This window comes from Flavobacterium sp. Leaf82 (assembly GCF_001422725.1).
Lineage (GTDB): Bacteria > Bacteroidota > Bacteroidia > Flavobacteriales > Flavobacteriaceae > Flavobacterium.
The window spans coordinates 392,501-411,532 of record NZ_LMMA01000023.1 but is presented as its reverse complement, the minus strand read 5'-3'; the positions used below and the strand labels follow the sequence as shown (position 1 = coordinate 411,532).

Sequence of the window (19,032 nt, the reverse complement as noted above, 5' to 3'; positions counted from 1 at the left end):
TAGTGAAGCAATCACTAAAGAATCCGATTTTCTTGTTTTAATAAATCGGTAAAATGACTTCTTCGTTTTATTTTAATTGGACATCACTTTTTACGAAAAATTAAAATACTACAAAGAAGATAAAATTACATTATGATAGAATTTTTCAAGCATTTTTTACAAGAATTCGAATTACCACTTAGCAACCCAGTATTGATTTTTTCTTTGATACTTTTCATTATTCTGTTGTCGCCTATTTTACTAAAAAAAATAAATATTCCAGGGATTATCGGGCTTATTATTTCCGGCGTTATCATTGGACCACACGGACTTAATATTCTGGCAAAAAATTCAGCTGTAGATTTATTTTCGACAATCGGTCTTTTATACATTATGTTTATTGCAGGTCTTGAATTGGATATGAATGAGTTTAAGGCGAACAGAAATAAGAGTTTATTGTTCGGTTTCTTTACCTTTATTTTTCCTTTGACGATTGGGTTTCCGGTTTGTTATTATTTATTGCAATATGATTTTAATGCCAGTTTCCTGACCGCAAGTATGTTTGCAACGCACACGCTTGTGGCTTACCCAATTGTGAGTAAACTTGGTATTGCAAAAAATCAGGCTGTTGCCATTACCGTTGGTGGAACTATTTTAACAGATACTGCCGTTTTAATTATTCTTGCCGTGATTATGGGAAGTAGTCAGGGTAATCTGAATCAGGCTTTCTGGATAAAATTAACCGTTTCACTGGCAATTTTTTCTGCTATTATGTTTTTGGTTATTCCGAGAATTGCAAAATGGTTCTTTAAGAAATTAGAAAGTGAAAAACATGCCCATTATATATTCGTATTATCTGTTGTTTTCTTTGCAGCATTTTTGGCCGAAGTAGCAGGAGTAGAGCCTATTATTGGGGCTTTCGTTGCTGGTTTGGCATTGAATCCACTGATTCCGCATTCGTCTGCATTGATGAACCGAATTGAGTTTATTGGAAATTCATTGTTTATTCCGTTTTTCCTGATTTCTGTTGGAATGCTGGTAGATATCAGCGTGATTCTTAGCGGACCAACGGCTTTAATTGTAGCCGGTACGTTGAGTGTTGTGGCTATTTTTGGAAAATGGATCGCAGCTTTTTTTACTCAAATTGTTTTTAAATATACAAAGACCGAAAGACAACTTATCTTCGGGTTAAGCAGTGCACATGCCGCAGCAACTTTGGCAGTTATTCTGGTTGGTTTTAAAGCCAAAATCCTTGATGAGAATATCCTTAACGGAACTATTATTTTAATTTTAATAACGTGTATCGTAGCTTCTTTCGCGACTGAAAAAGCAGCAAAAAAGATTGCGATTTGCGAAGAAGAAGTTTCTCATGAAGATGCGCACAGCGATCAAATTTTAGACGAACACATTTTGATTCCGTTAGCCAAAACTTCGGCTACAGCCACTTTACTAGATTTTGCGCTTTTGATAAAAGATAAAAAATCAGCTAATCCGGTGACTTTATTAACGATTGTTCCTAATAATGATCAGGCCGAAAAAAACATTTTAAAGTATCGAAAAGCAGTTGATAAGTTTGTAATTCAGGGATCAGCATCTGAAGTAAAAATAAATACAATTGCCAGAATTGACCACAATCCTGCAAGCGGAATTGCGAGAACGTCTAAAGAAATCATGTCGGATATTGTGATTGTTGGATGGCCAAGAAAAACAGGATTCCTGGATAAAATTTTTGGAGAAAATGTGGATTCAATTATCAATAATGTAGACAAGAGTTTATTTATCTGCAGGTTTCAAAAGACTTTTATAGAAGAAAAAAGATTGGTTTTTATTTGTCCGCCTTTTTCTGAAAGAGGAGTTGGTTTTCATCTTTTATTACAAAAAATCTGCCGTTTATCACAGGAATTAAGTATTCCGATTATAATTTATGCCGAGTATAGAACACATCAGGCAATTCAGCAAATAGCTGCAAACTTAAAGTTAAATGCTAAATTAGGTTTTAAAAGCATTCTGGATTGGGAGGATTTTGAATCGATTTCAGATGAAATTAAACCAACTGATTTGATCGTATTTAATTTATCCAGAAAAGGTTCTGTTTCGTACCAGTCTATTTTTGATAAGTTGCCTCAGAAATTCGAAAAATCATTCAATGAAAATAACTTGATTTTAGTGTATGCGCATGACGATCGCAAAGGAACTTCTATGGATGCTTATGAAGATTTTACAGCTACACCGCTAACAAAAGGATTAGAAGCGATTGAACAAATTGGCCGTGGTCTTGGGAATATTTTAAAGAAAGGATAAAGAAATAACTTATTATAAAATAGTTGTAATTGTATGAAAAATTCTGAAAAAGTAGATCAATTTATAACTAATAATGATGAATCAGCAATTAAGGATTATCATGATAAATTGTTTGAAAATTTAACGGTATTGAATGAAAGACATGACAAGTTAATTTTATGGGAAATTGTTATTATTTTTCTTTATTTATTTGCGGGTAATCTTAAAATTGAAAATTTGAATTTAGGACCTGTATCTATAACTGATACTTCTATATTCGTTAAATTAATACCTTTGGTTTTTGTGTATCTTTTGTATGATTTAAATTCAGTAATTTATCAAAAGAAAGAAATTTTGTTCGCATTTAATATTATAACGAGGGTAAGATTTGATAAATTGTTTAAAGAAGAAGATTCTAATAGTTACTTGAGCAGAATTTATAAGCCTTATGCCTTTACAAATTCAATTTCAAATTTTATTAATGAAAAGGCAAAAATTGTCGAAATTAGTTTTGGTTTGCTTGTATTGATTCCGGTAATTTTAATTGGATTTATCCCATTTTGTATTATATTTTCAATGTTAATAGATGTTTATACTAATCACTGGAATGACTTACTAGGTAAATTTTCTTTTTTTATTACTATATGGTTAACGGCTGTAGTTGTTTATCAAAGAATAGCTACGGTACTGATGAATCGTCGTAAAGAAAATTAATTATATTTTTAATCTTTTAATAAGATGAATCACAAAACATACCCATATCAACACTTCAATATTTCTGAAAGTTTTTATTGTAATTAAGTTTTGTAGAGATTTTGAGGTTTAGGTAATATTTTGAAGAAAAGTTAGATATAAAAGAATTTTTATAAGATAATAAATGACACTAAAATTTACGTTAATTGTATTGACCTTTATAACTTTTGCAGCCACTGCACAAACCAAAATGAAAAAAGCGGAAGAACTTATAGATAAAGCAGATCCGGGCTGGACAATTGTTGAAGACTGGATAAAAACAGCAAAAAATAAAGTTGAGGTTTTACCTGTAGATGCAGCAAAAGCAAAAGACGCATTATACAAAACCCAGGTTACAACACGTTCCTCAATGGGAGCAATTGTTTTTATGACAGGCGGACTTTTAGTTGATGATGGCTGGATTAGAATTTTAGGTTCAGGAAATTTAAAATTTAATCGTACGCTTCCGGATTGGAACAAAGGAAAATCGTTTAATGAATTTGGTGAAACACCTCCGTTTTTATTGATTGCAGATGATGCAATTGGTGGTTTTTATCTTTTAAATGGCGGCGGATTAGGAACTGATATTGGGAAAGTTTATTATTTTTCTCCGGATAATCTGGAGTATGAGCAACTTGATATTACGTATTCTGAATTTTTAGGATTTTGTTTCAATAATGATCTGGATAAGTTTTATGAAGGCAATAGATGGAATGGCTGGAGACAGGAAGTTTCTAAACTGAAAGGCGATGAAGTTTTTAATTTTTACCCGTTTCTCTGGACAGCAGAAGGAAGTGATATTAATAAAAGTTCCCGTAAAATTATCCCAATTCAGGAGCAATATAATTTAAATCTGGATTTGAGAAAACAACTTGGTTTTGATAAATAAAAGGTAGTTCTAAGGTTCAGCATTAATTTTAAATAAGAGAAAAATGAATCACAAAGCCACATCAATCCGACCTTTTATTGGTGCTAAGGATTTTGAAATCTCCAGAAGTTTTTACCGTGATTTAGGTTTTGAGGAAACGATTTTAGAATCTAATTTCTCTGTTTTTAAAACAGGAGATCTGGCATTTTATCTTCAGGATTATTATGCAAAAGAATGGGTCGAAAATACCATGATTTTCCTTGAAGTTGAGAATGTCGATGATTATTACAATCAATTATTAGCCTTAAACATAGCCGAAAAATATGGTGTAAAACTTACTCCAATTCGGCACTTAGATTGGGGAAGCGAATGTTTTTTGCACGATCCTTCCGGTGTTTTATGGCATTTTGGAAAGTTTAATAAATAATTTTTTTGCTTGAAGTTTGCCACGAATCACACTAATTTTCACTAATTAGAATAAACTTAAAAATTCCAATTTTTGAAATTCGGGACTAAAAATATCAAATCACAAACTTTGCTAAATGTATTGTGTTTCCTTCTCTTTGATACCAATCGTTATAAACTAGTTCTATATTTTTAACTTCAAATTCTCCAAAATCATAATCGCGAAACTTTTCCGTGATTTCTATTAATTTTTTCGGATTTTGAAGCTTTTCCTGAAATCGCATTACGGTAGAATGTGCCGCTGCAATTGTATATCTGCTATCGATACTTTGTTCTAAAACAGAATTTTTAAAATTCTCTCTCAATTTATTTCGGAAATTATTCAAAGATTCATCTGTTGGAAAACCCTGAATCATCACCGCAGAAGGAGAAGCTGTAACGCCTCGAAACTCAATTTTTATTTTATCCAGATGCACTAAACTTTGCTGGATTATGTCGATATAATCCTTAATCTCAATTTTGTTTAAAGTAAAATCTTCGTAACAGGAAATAATGGACATCACGGTAATATGAAGATCTGAATCCGGATAATAATATTGGTTAGGTTCAATCGCTCTCAATTCCTCTAAAAACAACTTAATATTGGCTGTAATGGTTTCGTTTGGGCGAATAAGTAAGGTGATTCCAAATCGGGAATCTGAAGTATTGTTTATTTGTGTGTCAAGTTTATAATTACCTTCTAAAATAGTTTCAGAAGATGTTTTGTAAAGCTGATTGTAATGTTGGTTTAAATCCATTTAAAATTATTTCTTTTTTGCTTTTTCAATGTTTTCTTTTATTCTGAATTTTACAATTTTGGTTATCAATTCAAATGGCATTGGCTGATCCAGAGGAAATTGAACAGAACCTTTTCCTGATTTATATTTTGAAAGTTCTTCTTTAAAACTTTCATTACCGCTTGGCAAAGCATATAAACCAATATGATTTTTATAGGCGGCAAAATAAACCACGATTCCGTTTTGCTCAAAAGCCGGCATCGAATAACTAATTTTTTCTTTGGCATCCGGAGCCGCTTCCTGAATCGTTGCCCTGATTTTCTCTAAAATTTCCTGAACATCATTAGGGAACGCGCCAATATATTCATCGATATTTTCGGGTTTCTTTGTATCCATGGTTTTTGTTTTTTAGTTTCAGGTTTAAAAAGTTTCAAGTTTCAGGTTTCAAGTTTGTTGCGAAACCTGAAACTTGAAACCTGAAACAAAATAAACTTTCTTTACGCTAATCCCTTAGGAAAACGATCCAAGACTAAATTCAACAAGATATTATGTTCTAAATATGCTTTTGCTCCTGCTAAAACTAACGTAAAACCTTCTGTTGAATTGCGAACCTGATCGATTATTTTATCATGATCTCCTTTTAAACCTGAATTGATAATGCTTACAAATGTTTCATTTTCATCCAGCGGACTAAAAATCCATTCTACGATGGTACTTTCATCTGGATTTCCCCATTCGATCACAATTTTTTTATTCTCCTGCAAAACATGAGTGGTTACGGTTAATGAAAAACCATACATTTCCCAAGTCCATTCGGTTTTTGTGTCTTGTTCTAATTTTCCGGAACCTTTTGTAAACCAAAATTTACTGGTTATTTCCGGATCTGTAAAAGCCTTAAAAACTTCTGAAACAGGTTTTCTTATCAGCATTTCGGCTTTTGCGAAGTGGTTGTTTTCTGCTTTCATTTTTTATTGGTGAGATGTTGTTTGTAAAATGTAAAATGTGAATCAAGCTTCGTTTGTTATTTCGAGGAACGAGAAATCTTCGTGCGAAACTCTACAAAGAATATCAATCTTTGGCGAGCCAGTTGCGAAGATTTCTCCTCTGTCGAAATGACAAAAATGGCGCATAACCTGAAACTTGAAACAAAAAAAACTGAAACAAGTTTTTCCAACCCCTAATTTAAGAAAGAAATCTCAAATACATTCAATAAAAAAATCCACACAAGTTTTACCCGTATGGATTTTTAAATGCTGGAAATATATTTTTTATTCTCTAATTGTAGTTTTATCGTGCAGCGCTATTTCGGCAATTTCATCTTTTCGCTTAAAACTTACGCCTTTGTGTTGTTGCATGTATTTAATAAGATCGTTTGCAGCTTTGACCATTTGTGGCGTTCCGCCAATGCGATCATGAAAACTAATAGACATTTGTCTGCGTTGAGTTTCACTTTCGGCATATAATTGGTCAAATTCCATTTTGGCTTGTTGCAGAAATTGATCAGCTGAGAAGTTTTTTCCCTCAATTAAAACAATATCGTTACATCTCAGCGTATACGGAACTACGGCAAAATCTTTGTTTTTTACCTGAATAATAAAAGGTTCATCTCTGCTAAGATCATCGATATGATACTTGAAACCCAATTCTTGTAAGATGTCGAGAGTGTTTTTTCCGCGACGTAACCAGTTTGCATTGTAACCAACAGCAGTAAAACCTGTTACTTTTTTAATAGCATCAACGCCATCTTTTATAAATTTCTTTTCCTCTTCATAAGGCATTGTGTATTGCGTGCTCCAATTCATACCGTGCGCTGCAGCTTCGTGTCCGCGTTGTACAATTTCTTTGGCAAGTTCCGGATTTTTCAAAACGGCAGTTCCTACCATGTGCGAGGTCACTTTTACACCTAGTTTATCCCAATTATCGAGCATGCGCGGGATTCCTTCTTTATATCCGTAATCATACCAGGTTGTGGCTGGAAGATCAATATATCCTTTTTGTATATTTTGAGGAAACGGACTTTCTGCATTTTCAGGTTGTCCGCCCGCTTCAAATTGCATCGAAATCGAAACGACTAATCTCGAACCATCTGCCCATTTTGTTTTTGCTGGCGTTAAAAACGATTCTGTTTTTGATACTTCTGCGAATGTATCGATTGGATTCATCATACCAACCATTCCAATAATTCCGGTTTGTTTTATAAAATTTCTTCTTGAACTCATGAGTGTTATTTTTTAATTAAAAAAGTATCTACTGCCCAACTATTATAACTTATAAAATGTAAAAGTAAAGCAAAAAATGCAACGTGAATTAATTGTGACGGAATTGCTTCCCAATTCTCAATCATCGAAGTACCAAACAGTAAGGCCAACATGACGATTGCTCCGGCTATCAAAGAAGCTTTTGTAAATAATCCCAGTATCAAAAACAATCCAATTACAAATTCGGCAATTGGCAAAACGTAACTAAATGGTGTGACGATGAATTTTGGCAGCATAGAATTTTCAAAACTGCCAATCATCCAATGACTAAAAGTGGTTAGTTTTGGCAAACGTACAAGTCCGTGACCAAACATACTTATAGCAACGGCAAGGCGTAATAATAAAAAAGAAGTAGTTTCCATATTTTGTGTGATTTTGTACTACAAAGTTGATAAGAACTGCTTATTTAAATTTGTACAATCATTGGAATAATTTGTATTTTTGAAAAATGGAAATTAGAAATTTATACCATCCTTTTGAACTTCAGTTTCTGGAGGTTTCAGAATATGAAGCAAAAGAACGCAGGAATACATTTTTTGAAATGGTTTTTGTTTTAGAAGGAAAAGGAATTCAGATTATTAATGATCATCGATTGCCATATGCCAGCGATAAACTGTTTTTGATTTTTCCGCAGGATACACATAGTTTTGAAGTTGCTGAAAAAACGAAGTTTTTCTTTATCCGTTTTCATGACAGTTATCTTAAAACACAAAACAGCGACTGGATTCAGAAATTAGAATTCATTTTTCATAATCACAACCATTTGCCGGGCTGTATTTTAAAAACAGTAACTGATAAACCTTTGTTAAGGGCGATGGTTCAGGCTTTAATTTTAGAAGAAAACAGCAGTTTTCCGCAGCAGCAGGAAGTAATCAAACAAATTCTGAATACTATTATTACAATTGCTGCAAGAAATATTTCCCTTATTGCGCCAGTTGCATTTGCTCCATCGAATGCAGAACCGGGTTTGGATTTACTAAATTATGTACACCAGAATATTTATAAGCCCGAAGCATTAAAAGCGACAAAAATGGCTATAGAATTTCATGTTTCACCAACTTATATCAGCGAATATTTTAAAACCAAAACAGGACAAAGTATTCAGCAATACACAATTGCCTACAAAATAAAACTAATCGAAACGAGACTGAAATTTACCAATATGCAAATCAACGAAATTGTATATGAGTTTGGTTTTAGCGATGCAAGTCACCTCAATAGATTGTTTAAAAAATATACTGGAGTAAACCCAAGCGATTATAAAAAGCAGTTTAAAAATTAGATAAAACCTCAGTCCCAGCGGGACGAAATATCTATAGAAAATCAAGAATTCACATAATAGAAGCCCCAGCGGGGTGAAATATTTATAGAAAATCAAGAATTTACACAATAGAAGAGCCCCAGCGGGGTGAAATATCTATAGAAAATCAAGAATTCACACAATAGAAGAGCGCCAGAGGGGTAAAATATCTATAGAAAATCAAGAATTTACAAAATAGAAGAGCCTCAGCGGGGTGAAATATCTATCTATTCAATAAAACATATTGCTATAAATATATAGCTATAAATATGTCGCTCCGATGGAGCTTGATTATAGGATCTTAGAACGAATTTGCTATAAATATATCGCTCCGCTGGAGCGTTGATGTGAAAAATTCAATTTCTAAACGATTTGTAATTTAATTAAACGCACAATGCATTCAATATTAATTTACACTTTTTCTTTATCGATCCATTTTCCGGTGGTTGGTGCGACATAATTTTTCATTTGCTCTAATAAATCATCAATATTATCGCTTACCAAAAGCATTTGCTGATTCACCTCTTTTAATAAACCTTTCTCGACCATAACTTTTGTTAATTCGATCAAAGCATCATAAAATCCATTGATGTTTAAGATTCCGATTGGTTTTTTATGAAGTCCTAATTGCGCCCAGGTCAGCATTTCGAAAAGCTCTTCAAGAGTTCCAAAGCCACCCGGAAGCGCAATTACCCCATCGCACAACTCGTTCATTTTGGTTTTTCTTTCATGCATGCTTTCCACCAAAATTAATTCTGTTAAACCAAGATGTGCTATTTCTTTCGATCTTAAAAAATTGGGTAAAACACCAATTGCTTTTCCGCCTTCGTTTAAAATACCATCAGCTACAGCGCCCATTAAACCTACGTTTGCGCCGCCGTAAACTAATTCTATATTTTGTTGTGCTAATGTTTTTCCAAGTAATTGGGCTTGTTCTTTGTAAATTTCTTCGGTACCAAAACTTGATCCGCAGAAAACTGTAATTCTTTTCATTCTTTGTAAACTATGTGTGTGATAAAATAAGTGCAAAAATAGTTTTTATCTTTTAACGTTCTGCTTTTTTAATTCAAATTCAAAATGGGGTAGATTTAGCGGAACATTTCCAATAATATTTACTTCACCAATGTTTATGGCTCCCAATTTGCCTACTGCTTTTTGCGAACGAATATTATCTGTACCAATATGAAATAGTACCGAATCTACATGTTGAAAAGCATAATCTATCAATAATTTTTTATTCGATTTATTGTATAATCCTCCCCAGAATTTTCGGCCAATAAAAGTAAAACCAATGGCAATACTTGATTTTTCCGGATTGTAATCGTAGTAACGGGTATTACCTGCAATTTCGTTTGTTTTTTTATCTAAAATTAAAAAAGAACTTTTTGAGTTGATGGCTGCGTCAAAAAATGTCTTGAAAACTTCTATTTTATATCGGTCTTTCATTGGATGCTGTTCCCAAATTAAGGGATCAGAAGCTACTTCATAAAGTGCATCAAAATCACTTTCCTTTAGCGGAACTAATTTTGTAATGTCATCTTCTAAAAAATCAGGTTGTAAGTTGAATGCTGAATTATTCATTTTTTTTAAGTTTTTTTTGCCACTGATTAAGGTGATTGAAAAAGATTTTCTTTCGCCAATAATTAATATAATTTTATCTTTCGATAAAGAAGAAATCTCTGAAATCAGTGTTATAATATTAAAGTTTTTTCGATATTAATTTTCTTGTAGAGATACTGCGTTTTTCAGAATGTGCGTAAAATCAAAACAGAAAAAAAATCTTCGAAGACGAGTAAAACCCGTTTACCTCAAATTTAAATCTTTTTAATCTGCACACAAGTTACATTTTCCATTTTAACTTCATTTCCTGTTTTATCAAGTAATCCTGTTTTAGAATTTCTTTTAAAAACTACGACATTTCCGGAATTTACATTTGTGACGATCAAAAATTTACCGCTTTCATCAAGAGCAAAAACCCGCGGATGATTTCCTAAAGTCGATTGATAGCCAATATTTTTCAGAAGTCCGTTTTTAGCAATAGAAAAAATAGCGATGTTATTTTCTTTTCCTCGATTTGAGGCGTACAAAAATTTTCCGTCAGGCGAAATGTGAATGTCGGAACTTTCAAAACCGGATGTTATAGAATCCGGATGTGTGTTAATGCGCTGAATTTGTTTTAAAGTCCCATTTTTGTATTGATAAACACTTATCGAACCTGATATTTCTTCGATACAATAACCAAATTTCTCGTTGGGATGAAAAGTAAAATGCCTTGGACCGGCTTCTAAATCAGTTTTTGTATATGGAACTTTTGTTTCTATTAAGGGCTGTTTTTGCTTTTCATCAAAACGATAACAACGAATTTTATCCGCACCTAAATCCGGCATAAACAAATAATCATTTTGCGGAGAAAATACAGTCGAATGCACATGAGATTTGGTTTGTCTTTCTTTATTAATGCTTCCGTCTGTATATTGAAAATTCTGTGCAAGCGAATCGATCTGACCATTTTCTAATAGTGGATGAACTGAAACGCTTCCTTCACTATAATTGCCATTTACAAGCCATTTGCCGCTTTTATGAACCGAGAGATAAACGGGATTTTCGCCACCGCTGGATTGTTTGTTTAAAAAAGTAAGTGTTTTGTTTTCCGGATTAAACTCAAAACTACTTACGCTTCCTGCATTTGGCGTTCTGGTATCAGTACAGGCATATAAATATTTTCCGTTTGGTGATACAGTCAAATACGACGGATTAATGGTATTTTTTGCTGAGGTTACTTTTGTGAGTTCTCCGTTTATAGTGTCTAATTGGTAAACCTGAATAGATTCGGCAGTTTTGTCACGATTATAACTTCCTAGAAAAACATACGTATTTTGGGAGAAAATAGTATAACTGATCAGGAAAAGAATCGTTGTCGAGATGAATTTTAGTTTCATTGCTTTTTTGTTTCAGGTTTTATTTTGTTTCAGGTTTCAGGTTTGTTTTGTTTCATGTTTTAGGTTATGTTCAATCTTGTCATTTCGACGAAGGAGAAATCACATAAAGTATTTCGACAATCTTTGCGGAGTTTCTCGTGTGATTTCTCCTTTCAGTTGAAATGACAAACTAAGCGTTTTTCAAGTTTCCGGTGTTAGTTTTAATCTAAAATCTAGATTCTTGTCTCTTCATTCTAAAATCTAAAATTTATCTAACTCCTTTCCACCATTGTTGAAATTCCTGATTTTCATTTCTCAATTCTACTAATTCTCCAATTTTTGGTGTGATTAACGGAATCGGATTTTCTAATGCGGCATTTGATTCTGTTACTTTTTTCAAAGGTTCATCCCAAGGATGTAATGCCAGTGAAAATTTAGAAGAATGAACCGGAAATACTCTTTTAGCTTTTATATCCTGCATGGCTTTTATTACATCTTCCGGAAGATTATGAATGTATTTCCAGGCTGGATTATATTGCCCGTTATCGATAAGTGCAATATCAAAAGGACCAAATTTTGCACCAATTTCGGCATAATGAGTATCGTAACCGCTGTCTCCGCCCAAATACATTTTAAAATCTTTTGCTTCCAGAACAAAAGACGTCCAGAGTGTATTGCAGCGTTTAATACTTCTGCCTGAAAAATGGCGTGATGGCGTGGTATAAAGGGTTAGATTCTGATCGAGTTCTATTTTTTCGTGCCAGTCTTTTTCGATGATAATCTCTTTAGGAAATCCCCAAAATTCAAAATGAGAACCTACGCCAAGCGCACAGATTACTTTTTTAATTTTTGGTTTTAATTCCATTATTGTTTTATAATCAAGGTGATCATAGTGATCGTGTGTAATTAGTAAATAATCAATTTCCGGAAAATCAGCGGCGGTATAAATATCAGTGCCTTTAAATGCTTTTGTAGTTCCATAAACTGGAGAGGCGTTGCCACTGAAAACGGGATCGATTAAAAAACGTTTTCCTTCAAGCTGAATAAAATACGAAGAATGCCCAAACCAAACTAAAACGTCCTGATTAATAGCAAGTTCAAGTAAGTTTGTTTTGATTGAAGGAATCAAATCCGTTGGAATTTTCCTGTCTACTTTTTTAAATAGAAATTCAGAAATTACATTAAAGTATCCGTAACCTTCTGCAAGTTCAGGCGTAAAGTTGACGTTTTCGAATTTTCCGTTTTTATAATTTGGTGACTTTTGTATTAAAGCTAATCTTTCGCCAGAAGGTTTTTTACCATATCTGGGATGTTGAAAAACAAAAATAAGTAAGGCGAATAAAAGAATAAGCAGGGTAATAATCATGATGTTATTAATTTGAGGGATATGTTTTTTTGAAATATTCTAAAGAAAGTGCAATCATATTTTTAAGGACTTCAAGATCAATGTCGGCTAGTTTTTTAATATAAATACAACCTTTTGAAGCTTTATTTTTTCCAAGCTTAGAGAGTAACTCGTCTCTGTTTTCTGGCGATATATAAATGTAGAGCGAAATAGCTGCTTTTCTTGGAGAAAATCCCACAAGCGGGGCATCGCCTTCGTGACCACTTGCATATTTGTAATGGTAACTTCCAAAACCAATAATACTTGGACCCCACATTTTGGGCTCAAATTGTGTAATTTCCTGCATGATTTTGTTAAGTTCAAAAGCATCATTTCTTTTGGCTTCGTCTTCTACAAAAGCATTTATAAAATCAGGAACACTGCTTTTGGTTTCGGTGGTTTTATTCTTTGCCATTCTGTTTTATTTTGGATTCAGTAAATCGCTTTTTAATAAAATATTTTTGATTTTAATTTCATTGCTATAAAACAAATCCGAATTCTCATTCATCTGATTTTCTAAAACAATCAAACTTACGTCACTTTCAGGGAAGTACAAATTTACAGAAGAAAAACCATCACCCAAACCGGTATGACCAACATATTTTACAGGTTCTTTATCGATAATTCTAAAACCATATCCGTAGCCTACTTTTTCTTTTGCAAAAAAACTGTGTTGGGCTGTTATATTGTACTGAAACATTAATTGATAATTTTCTGGTTTTAGAAGTTTTCCTTTATGCAGGTTTTCATTCCAAATTGCTAAATCACTTGCTGTTGAAACAATTCCGTTAGACGGAGTGCTTTGTAAAGTAAGCATAGTTTTTGAGACTATCTTGAACGTATTATTTGTGTTGACATATCCTGAAACTAAATTTGGAATTTTAGCAGCAGAAAAACAAAGGGTGTTTTTCATCTTTAGTTCTTTAAAAAAGGCATTTGCTATTTCAGGATAGCTTTTTTTAGAAACAGATTCAATTATTTTTCCCAGTAAACTATATCCTAAATCTCCATATTTAAATTCGCTTCCCGGTTTAAATAAAAGAGGTTTTTTTAAATCAACGATTCCGTGTGTATGATTTAGGAGCTGGTGAACAGTTACAGAATCTGCCCAGGATTGTTTTAATTCCGGCAGGTATTTTTTTATGGGTGCCTGAAGATCAATTTTGCCTTGTTCAACTTCTTTTAAGATTAAAACAGCCGTGATTTGTCTGGTATTCGACATGATTTCAAATTGGCTGTTTGTTTTTAAATGTTTTCTGGTTTGAAAATCAGTAAAACCATATACTTTATTATAAACTGTTTTTCCGTTTTTAGAAATTAGAACAACGCCATTAAATATTGGATTGCTAACGCTGATTAAACTGTCAATTTGAGCGGTATAATTATTTTTTTTCTGAGCGAATGTGTTATAATTGGAAAAAAGGAAAATAAAGGATATAATAAAGGAAATTCGAATATTGGAAGTCATTTTTTGTTTTTGTTTCTGGTTTTAGGTTATTTAGGGTGTAAATTTTTGCACCACTTTGATTGCGACTTTACGGCAAAGAACGCTAAGCTTTTTTATCAATCAGAAGTTTAAAAACACAAAGTTCGCAAAGCTTTGTATTGATTTCGCTTTGCGAACTTTGCTATTTTATTAAACTCGGGAAGTAAAAAAACATTGCGTTCTTTGCGGTAAATCTCAGAACATTCCGTTTTCGTTAATAGGTTCTTTTGGGATGGGTTGTCCTAAATCCCAAAATTCAACAATTTTATCAGCTTTGAATTTTAGAATATGAACTACGGCAAAACCCAGATCAACCGGAGTTTGTTTTAAGTGAGAGTGTACGGCAACGAGATCTCCATCTTCAAGAATGTGATGAATTTTGAAAACTTTATTTGGGTTTGTTCTTGTCGATTCTTCCATTGCGAGCATCAAAGTATCTGCATCACCTTTAAAATAAGCATTATGATGTTTAAATTTTTTACTTACATACAGTCGAAATGCTTCGTGCGAATGCCCTTTTGCTGCGAGATTTAAAAAGTCCTGGGCGATTTCTTTCTTAGTCATGATTTTAAAATTTAAAAAGCTAACTAAGTTATAAAATAAGTATTTAGGAAAACCCAAAAAACACTTAATATTTATTCCAGACGCTCAAATTCATATGTACTATTATAACTTTGTCCTGCCCAAAAAAGAAATAATAATGCACCCGAATTGTCAACTGCTTCATTTACAATTAAATTATTGTTTTTTGAAATAGCAATTCGTCTTTTATTGTTGTTACATCCTCCAAAAAGATAAGGGATTCCGGTACATTTCAGGTAATTATTATCGAGATAAAACATTCCGTCTTTTTTTAGGGTTCCTTTTATTTGCTGCTTTTTCAGGCTGTTATTATTTTTAAATAGTTCAACACTCAATTCGGTAGTGTTAAGGATTTTTAATTCAATGTAATACTGGGAAACATTGTTTACGGTAGAATCTATATTTTCAAATTTTAAAATATCATTTGTGATATAATTATAAGAATTGATATATTTTTTTATACTTTCTAAATCAGAATGTTCATTTTTTTTATCGTATTTCTTTATTGGTGCAAAAGTATATTTTCCGTTAAATTTGTAGATATCAACTGGATTTAAATTGACATAGTCCTTTTTAAAATCTTTTTTAGAAAACGAAGCGCAATTAGATAATAAAACTGAAACTAATAGAGCAATAAATATTCTAAAGAGATTTTTCATAAATGATTTTATGGAATTAAATAATAAGTAATGAGTTCGATTTTAAATATCGATTTTCATTGATTACTTTTTTTGCTTCGGTACTAATCCAAAAATTTGAGCGATGTAGTTTTGTTTTGCTTTGTAATTTTGCTTTAGTAGATAATGCTTTTATATTTTTTAGTAAGTCATTGAATAATTGGTGATTATTGAATTGTTGTGCATCAATAACCGAATTGAACTTATCATTAGAAAAACGTATTACTTTAGGATAAGTTAGTTCTAAACCTATTGTTCCTTCGGTATTCATGTAAGCAATGCTTAAGCTTTCATTATTCTCTGAAAAGGTAAGATAAAAAGGAGTGATATTGATTACCGGTTCTGTTGGATTTACCAGTTTAAATGTATCAGAAATACAACCTTCTTCATCTGTAATTTCCTTAAAGCCAATTTTATTGATATCATCCGTTATTGATAATCTTATTTTGTTCTCGTAAAACCAATGTTGTTTTCTGTCATGTTCTTTTTTACCAATTATGATTTCGTTAAAAAAATCATTGTAACCATCAAATACATACGATTTATCAGTTGCGGTGTAGTCTATGGCAACCCTTGTATTTGTAATAACGAAGTAAAATTTAAGTTCACTGAAAATTAATTCAAATTGTTGAGGGGTAAGGATAAAATTAAATTTATTCCAGCCTTTTCCTGAACCCAGCCCGCCAAAATAGCTCATAAGTTACAATTTAAGTTTAAGACAATATAAAGTTTACAATAGCTTCAGAATGTATTTTGGTTGTATCAAAAACCGGAACTGAAAAATGAGATTGATCGATCAATAACGGAATTTCGGTACAACCTAAAATAATACCTTCGGCACCACGTTCTATCAGTTCGTTTGCTATTTTAATATAGTTTTGTTTCGAATCCGGATTAATAATGCCTCTGCCAAGTTCTTCTTTTAGAACGTGTTGAATATAGTCTCTTGTTTCCTGCTTTTCAGGAATCAACACATTAAGTCCAAAACTTTTAAGGCGATCTTTATAGAAATCCATTTCCATAGAAAACGAAGTTCCTAAAAATCCAATCGTGGTAATTTCTTGTCGTTTTACAGCTTTAGCCGTTTCTGTACCAATATGAATTAACGGCAAATTAATTTCCTTTTCGATTTTGTCTGCATACATATGTGCTGTATTGGCACATAATACGATGGCATCGACACCGCTATTTTTTAAACTTATACAGGCATTTAAAATAATTTCATAGGAGTCTGTCCAGGTTTTTTCCTGAATATCTGCAAAGTTTAGGGAATAAATCAGGCATTCTGCAAAGTGCAATCCGCCCAGTTTTTTATTTACACCTTCATTAATTAATTTATAATAATCTATGGTAGAAACCCAACTGATTCCGCCTACAAGTCCAACTTTTTTCATTTTTTTTTAATTAAATTATCAGGCAAAATCAGAAGTTTATTTTTTTACGAAGAATCAAACTTAACGATTCATAAACTCCAGATCTAAATACAGATTATTTGCAAATTCTCCTGTGCCAATATATAAATAGGTTTCTTTTTGTACTTCAAACCAAATTTTTAAATTATAAACATCCATGTCTATAATAAAAGTTTGTTTGTAATTTTTTCCGTCATGCTTAAAATTATACCATAGCGTATTATAGCAATGTTTTGTGGTTATAAAATTTTTATGATCATTACCGGTCATAGAATTATAAAGAATTTCGCTCCGGTTCCAGTGGTTAGATTTTATTTCTTTTGTAGTTTCAGTAAAACCCTGAGTGGTAATTTTAACTTCATTAAGTTGAACTAATACTTTTATAGCAGTGTCTCTAAAATTCTCCTTTTTTTTGTATTCAACTGATGATTTACGATAATCTATAATAGAGAATATGATTGCAATAATCGCAACAATACCCAGAAAAATGAAGGTATCTGCTAAACTCAAAGTGTGTTTTAGAAACATTTTTTTTGTTAAAATTTCTCTTGCAATTTATGCGATTTATCTAATAAATGTGATTTAATGTTAAAATATAATCAGAACTATTTTGTAGCCACAACTTTTCTAGCCAGATATGCCATTGGCAAATATGCAAATGCAAGATCTATAATGTTATACCAAATTGGTGAAGGCAATGTACAAACATTTACAATCCCGCCCAATAAAAAGAAGGATCCAATTACCAAAGCCAATTCTGTTTTGCGGGTTGCAGCAATTAAAGCAGTTGTTGCCGCGCCTGCAAAAGTACCAATAGAATGTGCCAGAAAGGGAAAAATAAAATGTTTGGGTTCAAATAAATGCATTGTAGCTTTTAGCCCTTCCATCGTGGTCACATCTGCACCATTTGGAGGTGGAATTACGGAACCACTCATTAAAATTATTGCCATATTGACAACGCTACCAACAAAAAGACCAATTATTACGGCCAAAGTATTTTTAAAAATCGGATTCATAAAACTTTTTTGTAGCGAATTTACTAAAAATAAAATTCTGTTTAGTTAAATGATTGTCTGAATTCTAAGGGAGAAATATTTGTTTTGGTCTTAAATAATTTACTAAATGATTGCTGATGTTCAAAACCCAGATCAAACGCAATTTCGCTTATCGATAAGTTTGTTGTCGAAAGTTTTTCTTTTGCTTTTTCAATCAATTTGTCGTGTATATGCTGTTGTGTACTTTGTCCGGTGAGTGATTTGAGTAATCCGCTTAAATAATTGGGTGTCACATTTAGACTTTCGGCAATATAATGTACGGTTGGTAAACCATTTTTTGCCAGAGAATGATTCGAGAAATAATCTTCAAGCAGGTTTTCTAAGCGAGCGAGAATTTGATGATTGCTTATTTTTCTGGTTATAAATTGTCTGTTATAAAAACGCTCTGCATAGGTAAGTAACAATTCGATTTGAGCGATAATTACATCCTGGCTAAATTTATCAATATTAGACTGATATTCGTGCTGGATATTTTTCATGATGCCTATAATCATTTTCTCCTCTTTATCAGATAAGTGCAACGCTTCATGAACCGAATAACCAAAATATTCGTATTGCTTGATTTTTTTTGCCAGTGGCGTATTCCACAAAAAATCAGGATGAACAATTAATGCCCATCCTGTATGTTCTAAATCTGCGTTGCCTTCTATAGAAAAAACCTGACCCGGCGAGATAAATAATAAAACGCCTTCATTAAAATCATATTCCTGTTGCCCGTATCGCATCTTGGCATTTGGGCTTCGTTTTAGGGCAATCGAATAAAAATCAAGCATTAAGCTTTTGGGTTCATCTTCGTTAAGGCGTTTAAGATCTTCAAAATTATAAACGCTCACTAACGGATGTTCCGGTTTAGGCAAACTTCTAAATTCATGAAATTCGCTTATCGTTTTTATTCGAACAGGTTGCTGATTTGCCATAGT

Annotated in this window: 23 protein-coding genes; 5 read left to right on the top strand and 18 right to left on the bottom strand. The window is 32.5% G+C overall.

Annotation, left to right across the window (positions count from 1 at the left end; translation table 11 throughout):
- Positions 1–132 precede the first annotated feature (132 nt).
- The 4 genes from ASF10_RS14200 to ASF10_RS14185 all read left to right on the top strand — a co-directional run bounded on the left by ASF10_RS14200 (position 133) and on the right by ASF10_RS14185 (position 4,286).
- A complete protein-coding gene (locus tag ASF10_RS14200) occupies positions 133–2,280 on the top strand; it encodes a cation:proton antiporter (RefSeq protein ID WP_056250315.1) in 2,148 nt (715 codons plus the stop codon).
- A gap of 33 nt (positions 2,281–2,313) precedes the next feature.
- A complete protein-coding gene (locus ASF10_RS14195; protein ID WP_056250313.1) occupies positions 2,314–2,973 on the top strand; it encodes a hypothetical protein in 660 nt (219 codons plus the stop codon).
- 163 nt (positions 2,974–3,136) lie between these two features.
- On the top strand, positions 3,137–3,880 hold the full coding sequence (locus tag ASF10_RS14190; protein WP_198529592.1) for a DUF2625 domain-containing protein: 744 nt from the start codon (positions 3,137–3,139) through the stop codon (positions 3,878–3,880).
- Between the two features lie 43 nt (positions 3,881–3,923).
- Entirely contained in the window at positions 3,924–4,286 is a 363-nt protein-coding gene (locus ASF10_RS14185) for a VOC family protein (RefSeq protein WP_056250310.1), read from the top strand.
- Between the two features lie 94 nt (positions 4,287–4,380).
- Here the strand turns inward: ASF10_RS14185 and ASF10_RS14180 are convergent, their stop codons facing one another.
- The 5 genes from ASF10_RS14180 to ASF10_RS14160 all read right to left on the bottom strand — a co-directional run bounded on the left by ASF10_RS14180 (position 4,381) and on the right by ASF10_RS14160 (position 7,660).
- Positions 4,381–5,061, bottom strand: coding sequence for a 2'-5' RNA ligase family protein (locus tag ASF10_RS14180; RefSeq protein WP_056250309.1), 681 nt, complete (start codon positions 5,059–5,061; stop codon positions 4,381–4,383).
- Positions 5,062–5,067: 6 nt separating this feature from the next.
- On the bottom strand, positions 5,068–5,436 hold the full coding sequence (locus ASF10_RS14175; RefSeq protein WP_056250308.1) for an iron chaperone: 369 nt from the start codon (positions 5,434–5,436) through the stop codon (positions 5,068–5,070).
- A 101-nt stretch (positions 5,437–5,537) separates the two neighbouring features.
- Entirely contained in the window at positions 5,538–6,005 is a 468-nt protein-coding gene (locus tag ASF10_RS14170) for an SRPBCC family protein (RefSeq protein ID WP_056250307.1), read from the bottom strand.
- Between the two features lie 303 nt (positions 6,006–6,308).
- Positions 6,309–7,259 (bottom strand): polysaccharide deacetylase family protein, encoded by a 951-nt coding sequence (locus ASF10_RS14165; protein ID WP_056250306.1) that lies wholly within the window; start codon positions 7,257–7,259, stop codon positions 6,309–6,311.
- 5 nt (positions 7,260–7,264) lie between these two features.
- On the bottom strand, positions 7,265–7,660 hold the full coding sequence (locus ASF10_RS14160; protein ID WP_056250304.1) for a DoxX family protein: 396 nt from the start codon (positions 7,658–7,660) through the stop codon (positions 7,265–7,267).
- Positions 7,661–7,746: 86 nt separating this feature from the next.
- On the opposite strand from ASF10_RS14160, the gene ASF10_RS14155 reads away from it, so the two are divergent.
- On the top strand, positions 7,747–8,580 hold the full coding sequence (locus tag ASF10_RS14155) for a helix-turn-helix domain-containing protein (RefSeq protein ID WP_056250301.1): 834 nt from the start codon (positions 7,747–7,749) through the stop codon (positions 8,578–8,580).
- Positions 8,581–9,009: 429 nt separating this feature from the next.
- On the opposite strand, the gene ASF10_RS14150 is transcribed toward ASF10_RS14155, so the two are convergent.
- The 13 genes from ASF10_RS14150 to ASF10_RS14090 all read right to left on the bottom strand — a co-directional run bounded on the left by ASF10_RS14150 (position 9,010) and on the right by ASF10_RS14090 (position 19,029).
- Entirely contained in the window at positions 9,010–9,591 is a 582-nt protein-coding gene (locus ASF10_RS14150; protein WP_056250299.1) for a TIGR00730 family Rossman fold protein, read from the bottom strand.
- A gap of 45 nt (positions 9,592–9,636) precedes the next feature.
- On the bottom strand, positions 9,637–10,179 hold the full coding sequence (locus ASF10_RS14145; protein WP_056250296.1) for a GNAT family N-acetyltransferase: 543 nt from the start codon (positions 10,177–10,179) through the stop codon (positions 9,637–9,639).
- Between the two features lie 233 nt (positions 10,180–10,412).
- Complete coding sequence (locus ASF10_RS14140) at positions 10,413–11,537, bottom strand: lactonase family protein (protein WP_056250294.1); 1,125 nt, start codon at positions 11,535–11,537, stop codon at positions 10,413–10,415.
- A 247-nt stretch (positions 11,538–11,784) separates the two neighbouring features.
- Positions 11,785–12,882, bottom strand: coding sequence for an MBL fold metallo-hydrolase (locus ASF10_RS14135; protein ID WP_056250292.1), 1,098 nt, complete (start codon positions 12,880–12,882; stop codon positions 11,785–11,787).
- A gap of 7 nt (positions 12,883–12,889) precedes the next feature.
- The gene (locus ASF10_RS14130) at positions 12,890–13,315 is read right to left on the bottom strand and encodes a DUF1801 domain-containing protein (protein ID WP_056250291.1); all 426 of its coding nucleotides are present in this window, start codon (positions 13,313–13,315) and stop codon (positions 12,890–12,892) included.
- Positions 13,316–13,321: 6 nt separating this feature from the next.
- Positions 13,322–14,368, bottom strand: a complete 1,047-nt coding sequence (locus ASF10_RS14125) for a serine hydrolase domain-containing protein (RefSeq protein WP_056250290.1) — start codon at positions 14,366–14,368, stop codon at positions 13,322–13,324.
- Between the two features lie 213 nt (positions 14,369–14,581).
- Positions 14,582–14,950, bottom strand: a complete 369-nt coding sequence (locus tag ASF10_RS14120; RefSeq protein WP_056250289.1) for an ester cyclase — start codon at positions 14,948–14,950, stop codon at positions 14,582–14,584.
- 71 nt (positions 14,951–15,021) lie between these two features.
- On the bottom strand, positions 15,022–15,627 hold the full coding sequence (locus ASF10_RS14115; protein ID WP_056250288.1) for a hypothetical protein: 606 nt from the start codon (positions 15,625–15,627) through the stop codon (positions 15,022–15,024).
- A 16-nt stretch (positions 15,628–15,643) separates the two neighbouring features.
- A complete protein-coding gene (locus ASF10_RS14110; protein ID WP_056250287.1) occupies positions 15,644–16,342 on the bottom strand; it encodes a hypothetical protein in 699 nt (232 codons plus the stop codon).
- A 16-nt stretch (positions 16,343–16,358) separates the two neighbouring features.
- Positions 16,359–17,039 (bottom strand): aspartate/glutamate racemase family protein, encoded by a 681-nt coding sequence (locus ASF10_RS14105; protein WP_056250285.1) that lies wholly within the window; start codon positions 17,037–17,039, stop codon positions 16,359–16,361.
- Between the two features lie 60 nt (positions 17,040–17,099).
- Positions 17,100–17,585 carry a hypothetical protein gene (locus ASF10_RS14100; RefSeq protein ID WP_056250284.1) on the bottom strand — a complete coding sequence of 162 codons (486 nt, stop codon included), beginning with the start codon at positions 17,583–17,585 and terminating at the stop codon, positions 17,100–17,102.
- 77 nt (positions 17,586–17,662) lie between these two features.
- Entirely contained in the window at positions 17,663–18,073 is a 411-nt protein-coding gene (locus tag ASF10_RS14095; RefSeq protein WP_056250282.1) for a hypothetical protein, read from the bottom strand.
- Positions 18,074–18,114: 41 nt separating this feature from the next.
- Positions 18,115–19,029 (bottom strand): helix-turn-helix domain-containing protein, encoded by a 915-nt coding sequence (locus ASF10_RS14090; protein ID WP_056250281.1) that lies wholly within the window; start codon positions 19,027–19,029, stop codon positions 18,115–18,117.
- Positions 19,030–19,032: the final 3 nt, after the last annotated feature.

Bases quoted from the DNA above. Each gene is read 5' to 3' on its own strand.
- ASF10_RS14200 (WP_056250315.1), top strand. From the start codon at position 133: ATGATAGAATTTTTCAAGCATTTTTTACAAGAATTCGAATTACCACTT.
- ASF10_RS14195 (WP_056250313.1), top strand. From the start codon at position 2,314: ATGAAAAATTCTGAAAAAGTAGATCAATTTATAACTAATAATGATGAA.
- ASF10_RS14190 (WP_198529592.1), top strand. From the start codon at position 3,137: ATGACACTAAAATTTACGTTAATTGTATTGACCTTTATAACTTTTGCA.
- ASF10_RS14185 (WP_056250310.1), top strand. From the start codon at position 3,924: ATGAATCACAAAGCCACATCAATCCGACCTTTTATTGGTGCTAAGGAT.
- ASF10_RS14180 (WP_056250309.1), bottom strand. From the start codon at position 5,061: ATGGATTTAAACCAACATTACAATCAGCTTTACAAAACATCTTCTGAA.
- ASF10_RS14175 (WP_056250308.1), bottom strand. From the start codon at position 5,436: ATGGATACAAAGAAACCCGAAAATATCGATGAATATATTGGCGCGTTC.
- ASF10_RS14170 (WP_056250307.1), bottom strand. From the start codon at position 6,005: ATGAAAGCAGAAAACAACCACTTCGCAAAAGCCGAAATGCTGATAAGA.
- ASF10_RS14165 (WP_056250306.1), bottom strand. From the start codon at position 7,259: ATGAGTTCAAGAAGAAATTTTATAAAACAAACCGGAATTATTGGAATG.
- ASF10_RS14160 (WP_056250304.1), bottom strand. From the start codon at position 7,660: ATGGAAACTACTTCTTTTTTATTATTACGCCTTGCCGTTGCTATAAGT.
- ASF10_RS14155 (WP_056250301.1), top strand. From the start codon at position 7,747: ATGGAAATTAGAAATTTATACCATCCTTTTGAACTTCAGTTTCTGGAG.
- ASF10_RS14150 (WP_056250299.1), bottom strand. From the start codon at position 9,591: ATGAAAAGAATTACAGTTTTCTGCGGATCAAGTTTTGGTACCGAAGAA.
- ASF10_RS14145 (WP_056250296.1), bottom strand. From the start codon at position 10,179: ATGAATAATTCAGCATTCAACTTACAACCTGATTTTTTAGAAGATGAC.
- ASF10_RS14140 (WP_056250294.1), bottom strand. From the start codon at position 11,537: ATGAAACTAAAATTCATCTCGACAACGATTCTTTTCCTGATCAGTTAT.
- ASF10_RS14135 (WP_056250292.1), bottom strand. From the start codon at position 12,882: ATGATTATTACCCTGCTTATTCTTTTATTCGCCTTACTTATTTTTGTT.
- ASF10_RS14130 (WP_056250291.1), bottom strand. From the start codon at position 13,315: ATGGCAAAGAATAAAACCACCGAAACCAAAAGCAGTGTTCCTGATTTT.
- ASF10_RS14125 (WP_056250290.1), bottom strand. From the start codon at position 14,368: ATGACTTCCAATATTCGAATTTCCTTTATTATATCCTTTATTTTCCTT.
- ASF10_RS14120 (WP_056250289.1), bottom strand. From the start codon at position 14,950: ATGACTAAGAAAGAAATCGCCCAGGACTTTTTAAATCTCGCAGCAAAA.
- ASF10_RS14115 (WP_056250288.1), bottom strand. From the start codon at position 15,627: ATGAAAAATCTCTTTAGAATATTTATTGCTCTATTAGTTTCAGTTTTA.
- ASF10_RS14110 (WP_056250287.1), bottom strand. From the start codon at position 16,342: ATGAGCTATTTTGGCGGGCTGGGTTCAGGAAAAGGCTGGAATAAATTT.
- ASF10_RS14105 (WP_056250285.1), bottom strand. From the start codon at position 17,039: ATGAAAAAAGTTGGACTTGTAGGCGGAATCAGTTGGGTTTCTACCATA.
- ASF10_RS14100 (WP_056250284.1), bottom strand. From the start codon at position 17,585: ATGTTTCTAAAACACACTTTGAGTTTAGCAGATACCTTCATTTTTCTG.
- ASF10_RS14095 (WP_056250282.1), bottom strand. From the start codon at position 18,073: ATGAATCCGATTTTTAAAAATACTTTGGCCGTAATAATTGGTCTTTTT.
- ASF10_RS14090 (WP_056250281.1), bottom strand. From the start codon at position 19,029: ATGGCAAATCAGCAACCTGTTCGAATAAAAACGATAAGCGAATTTCAT.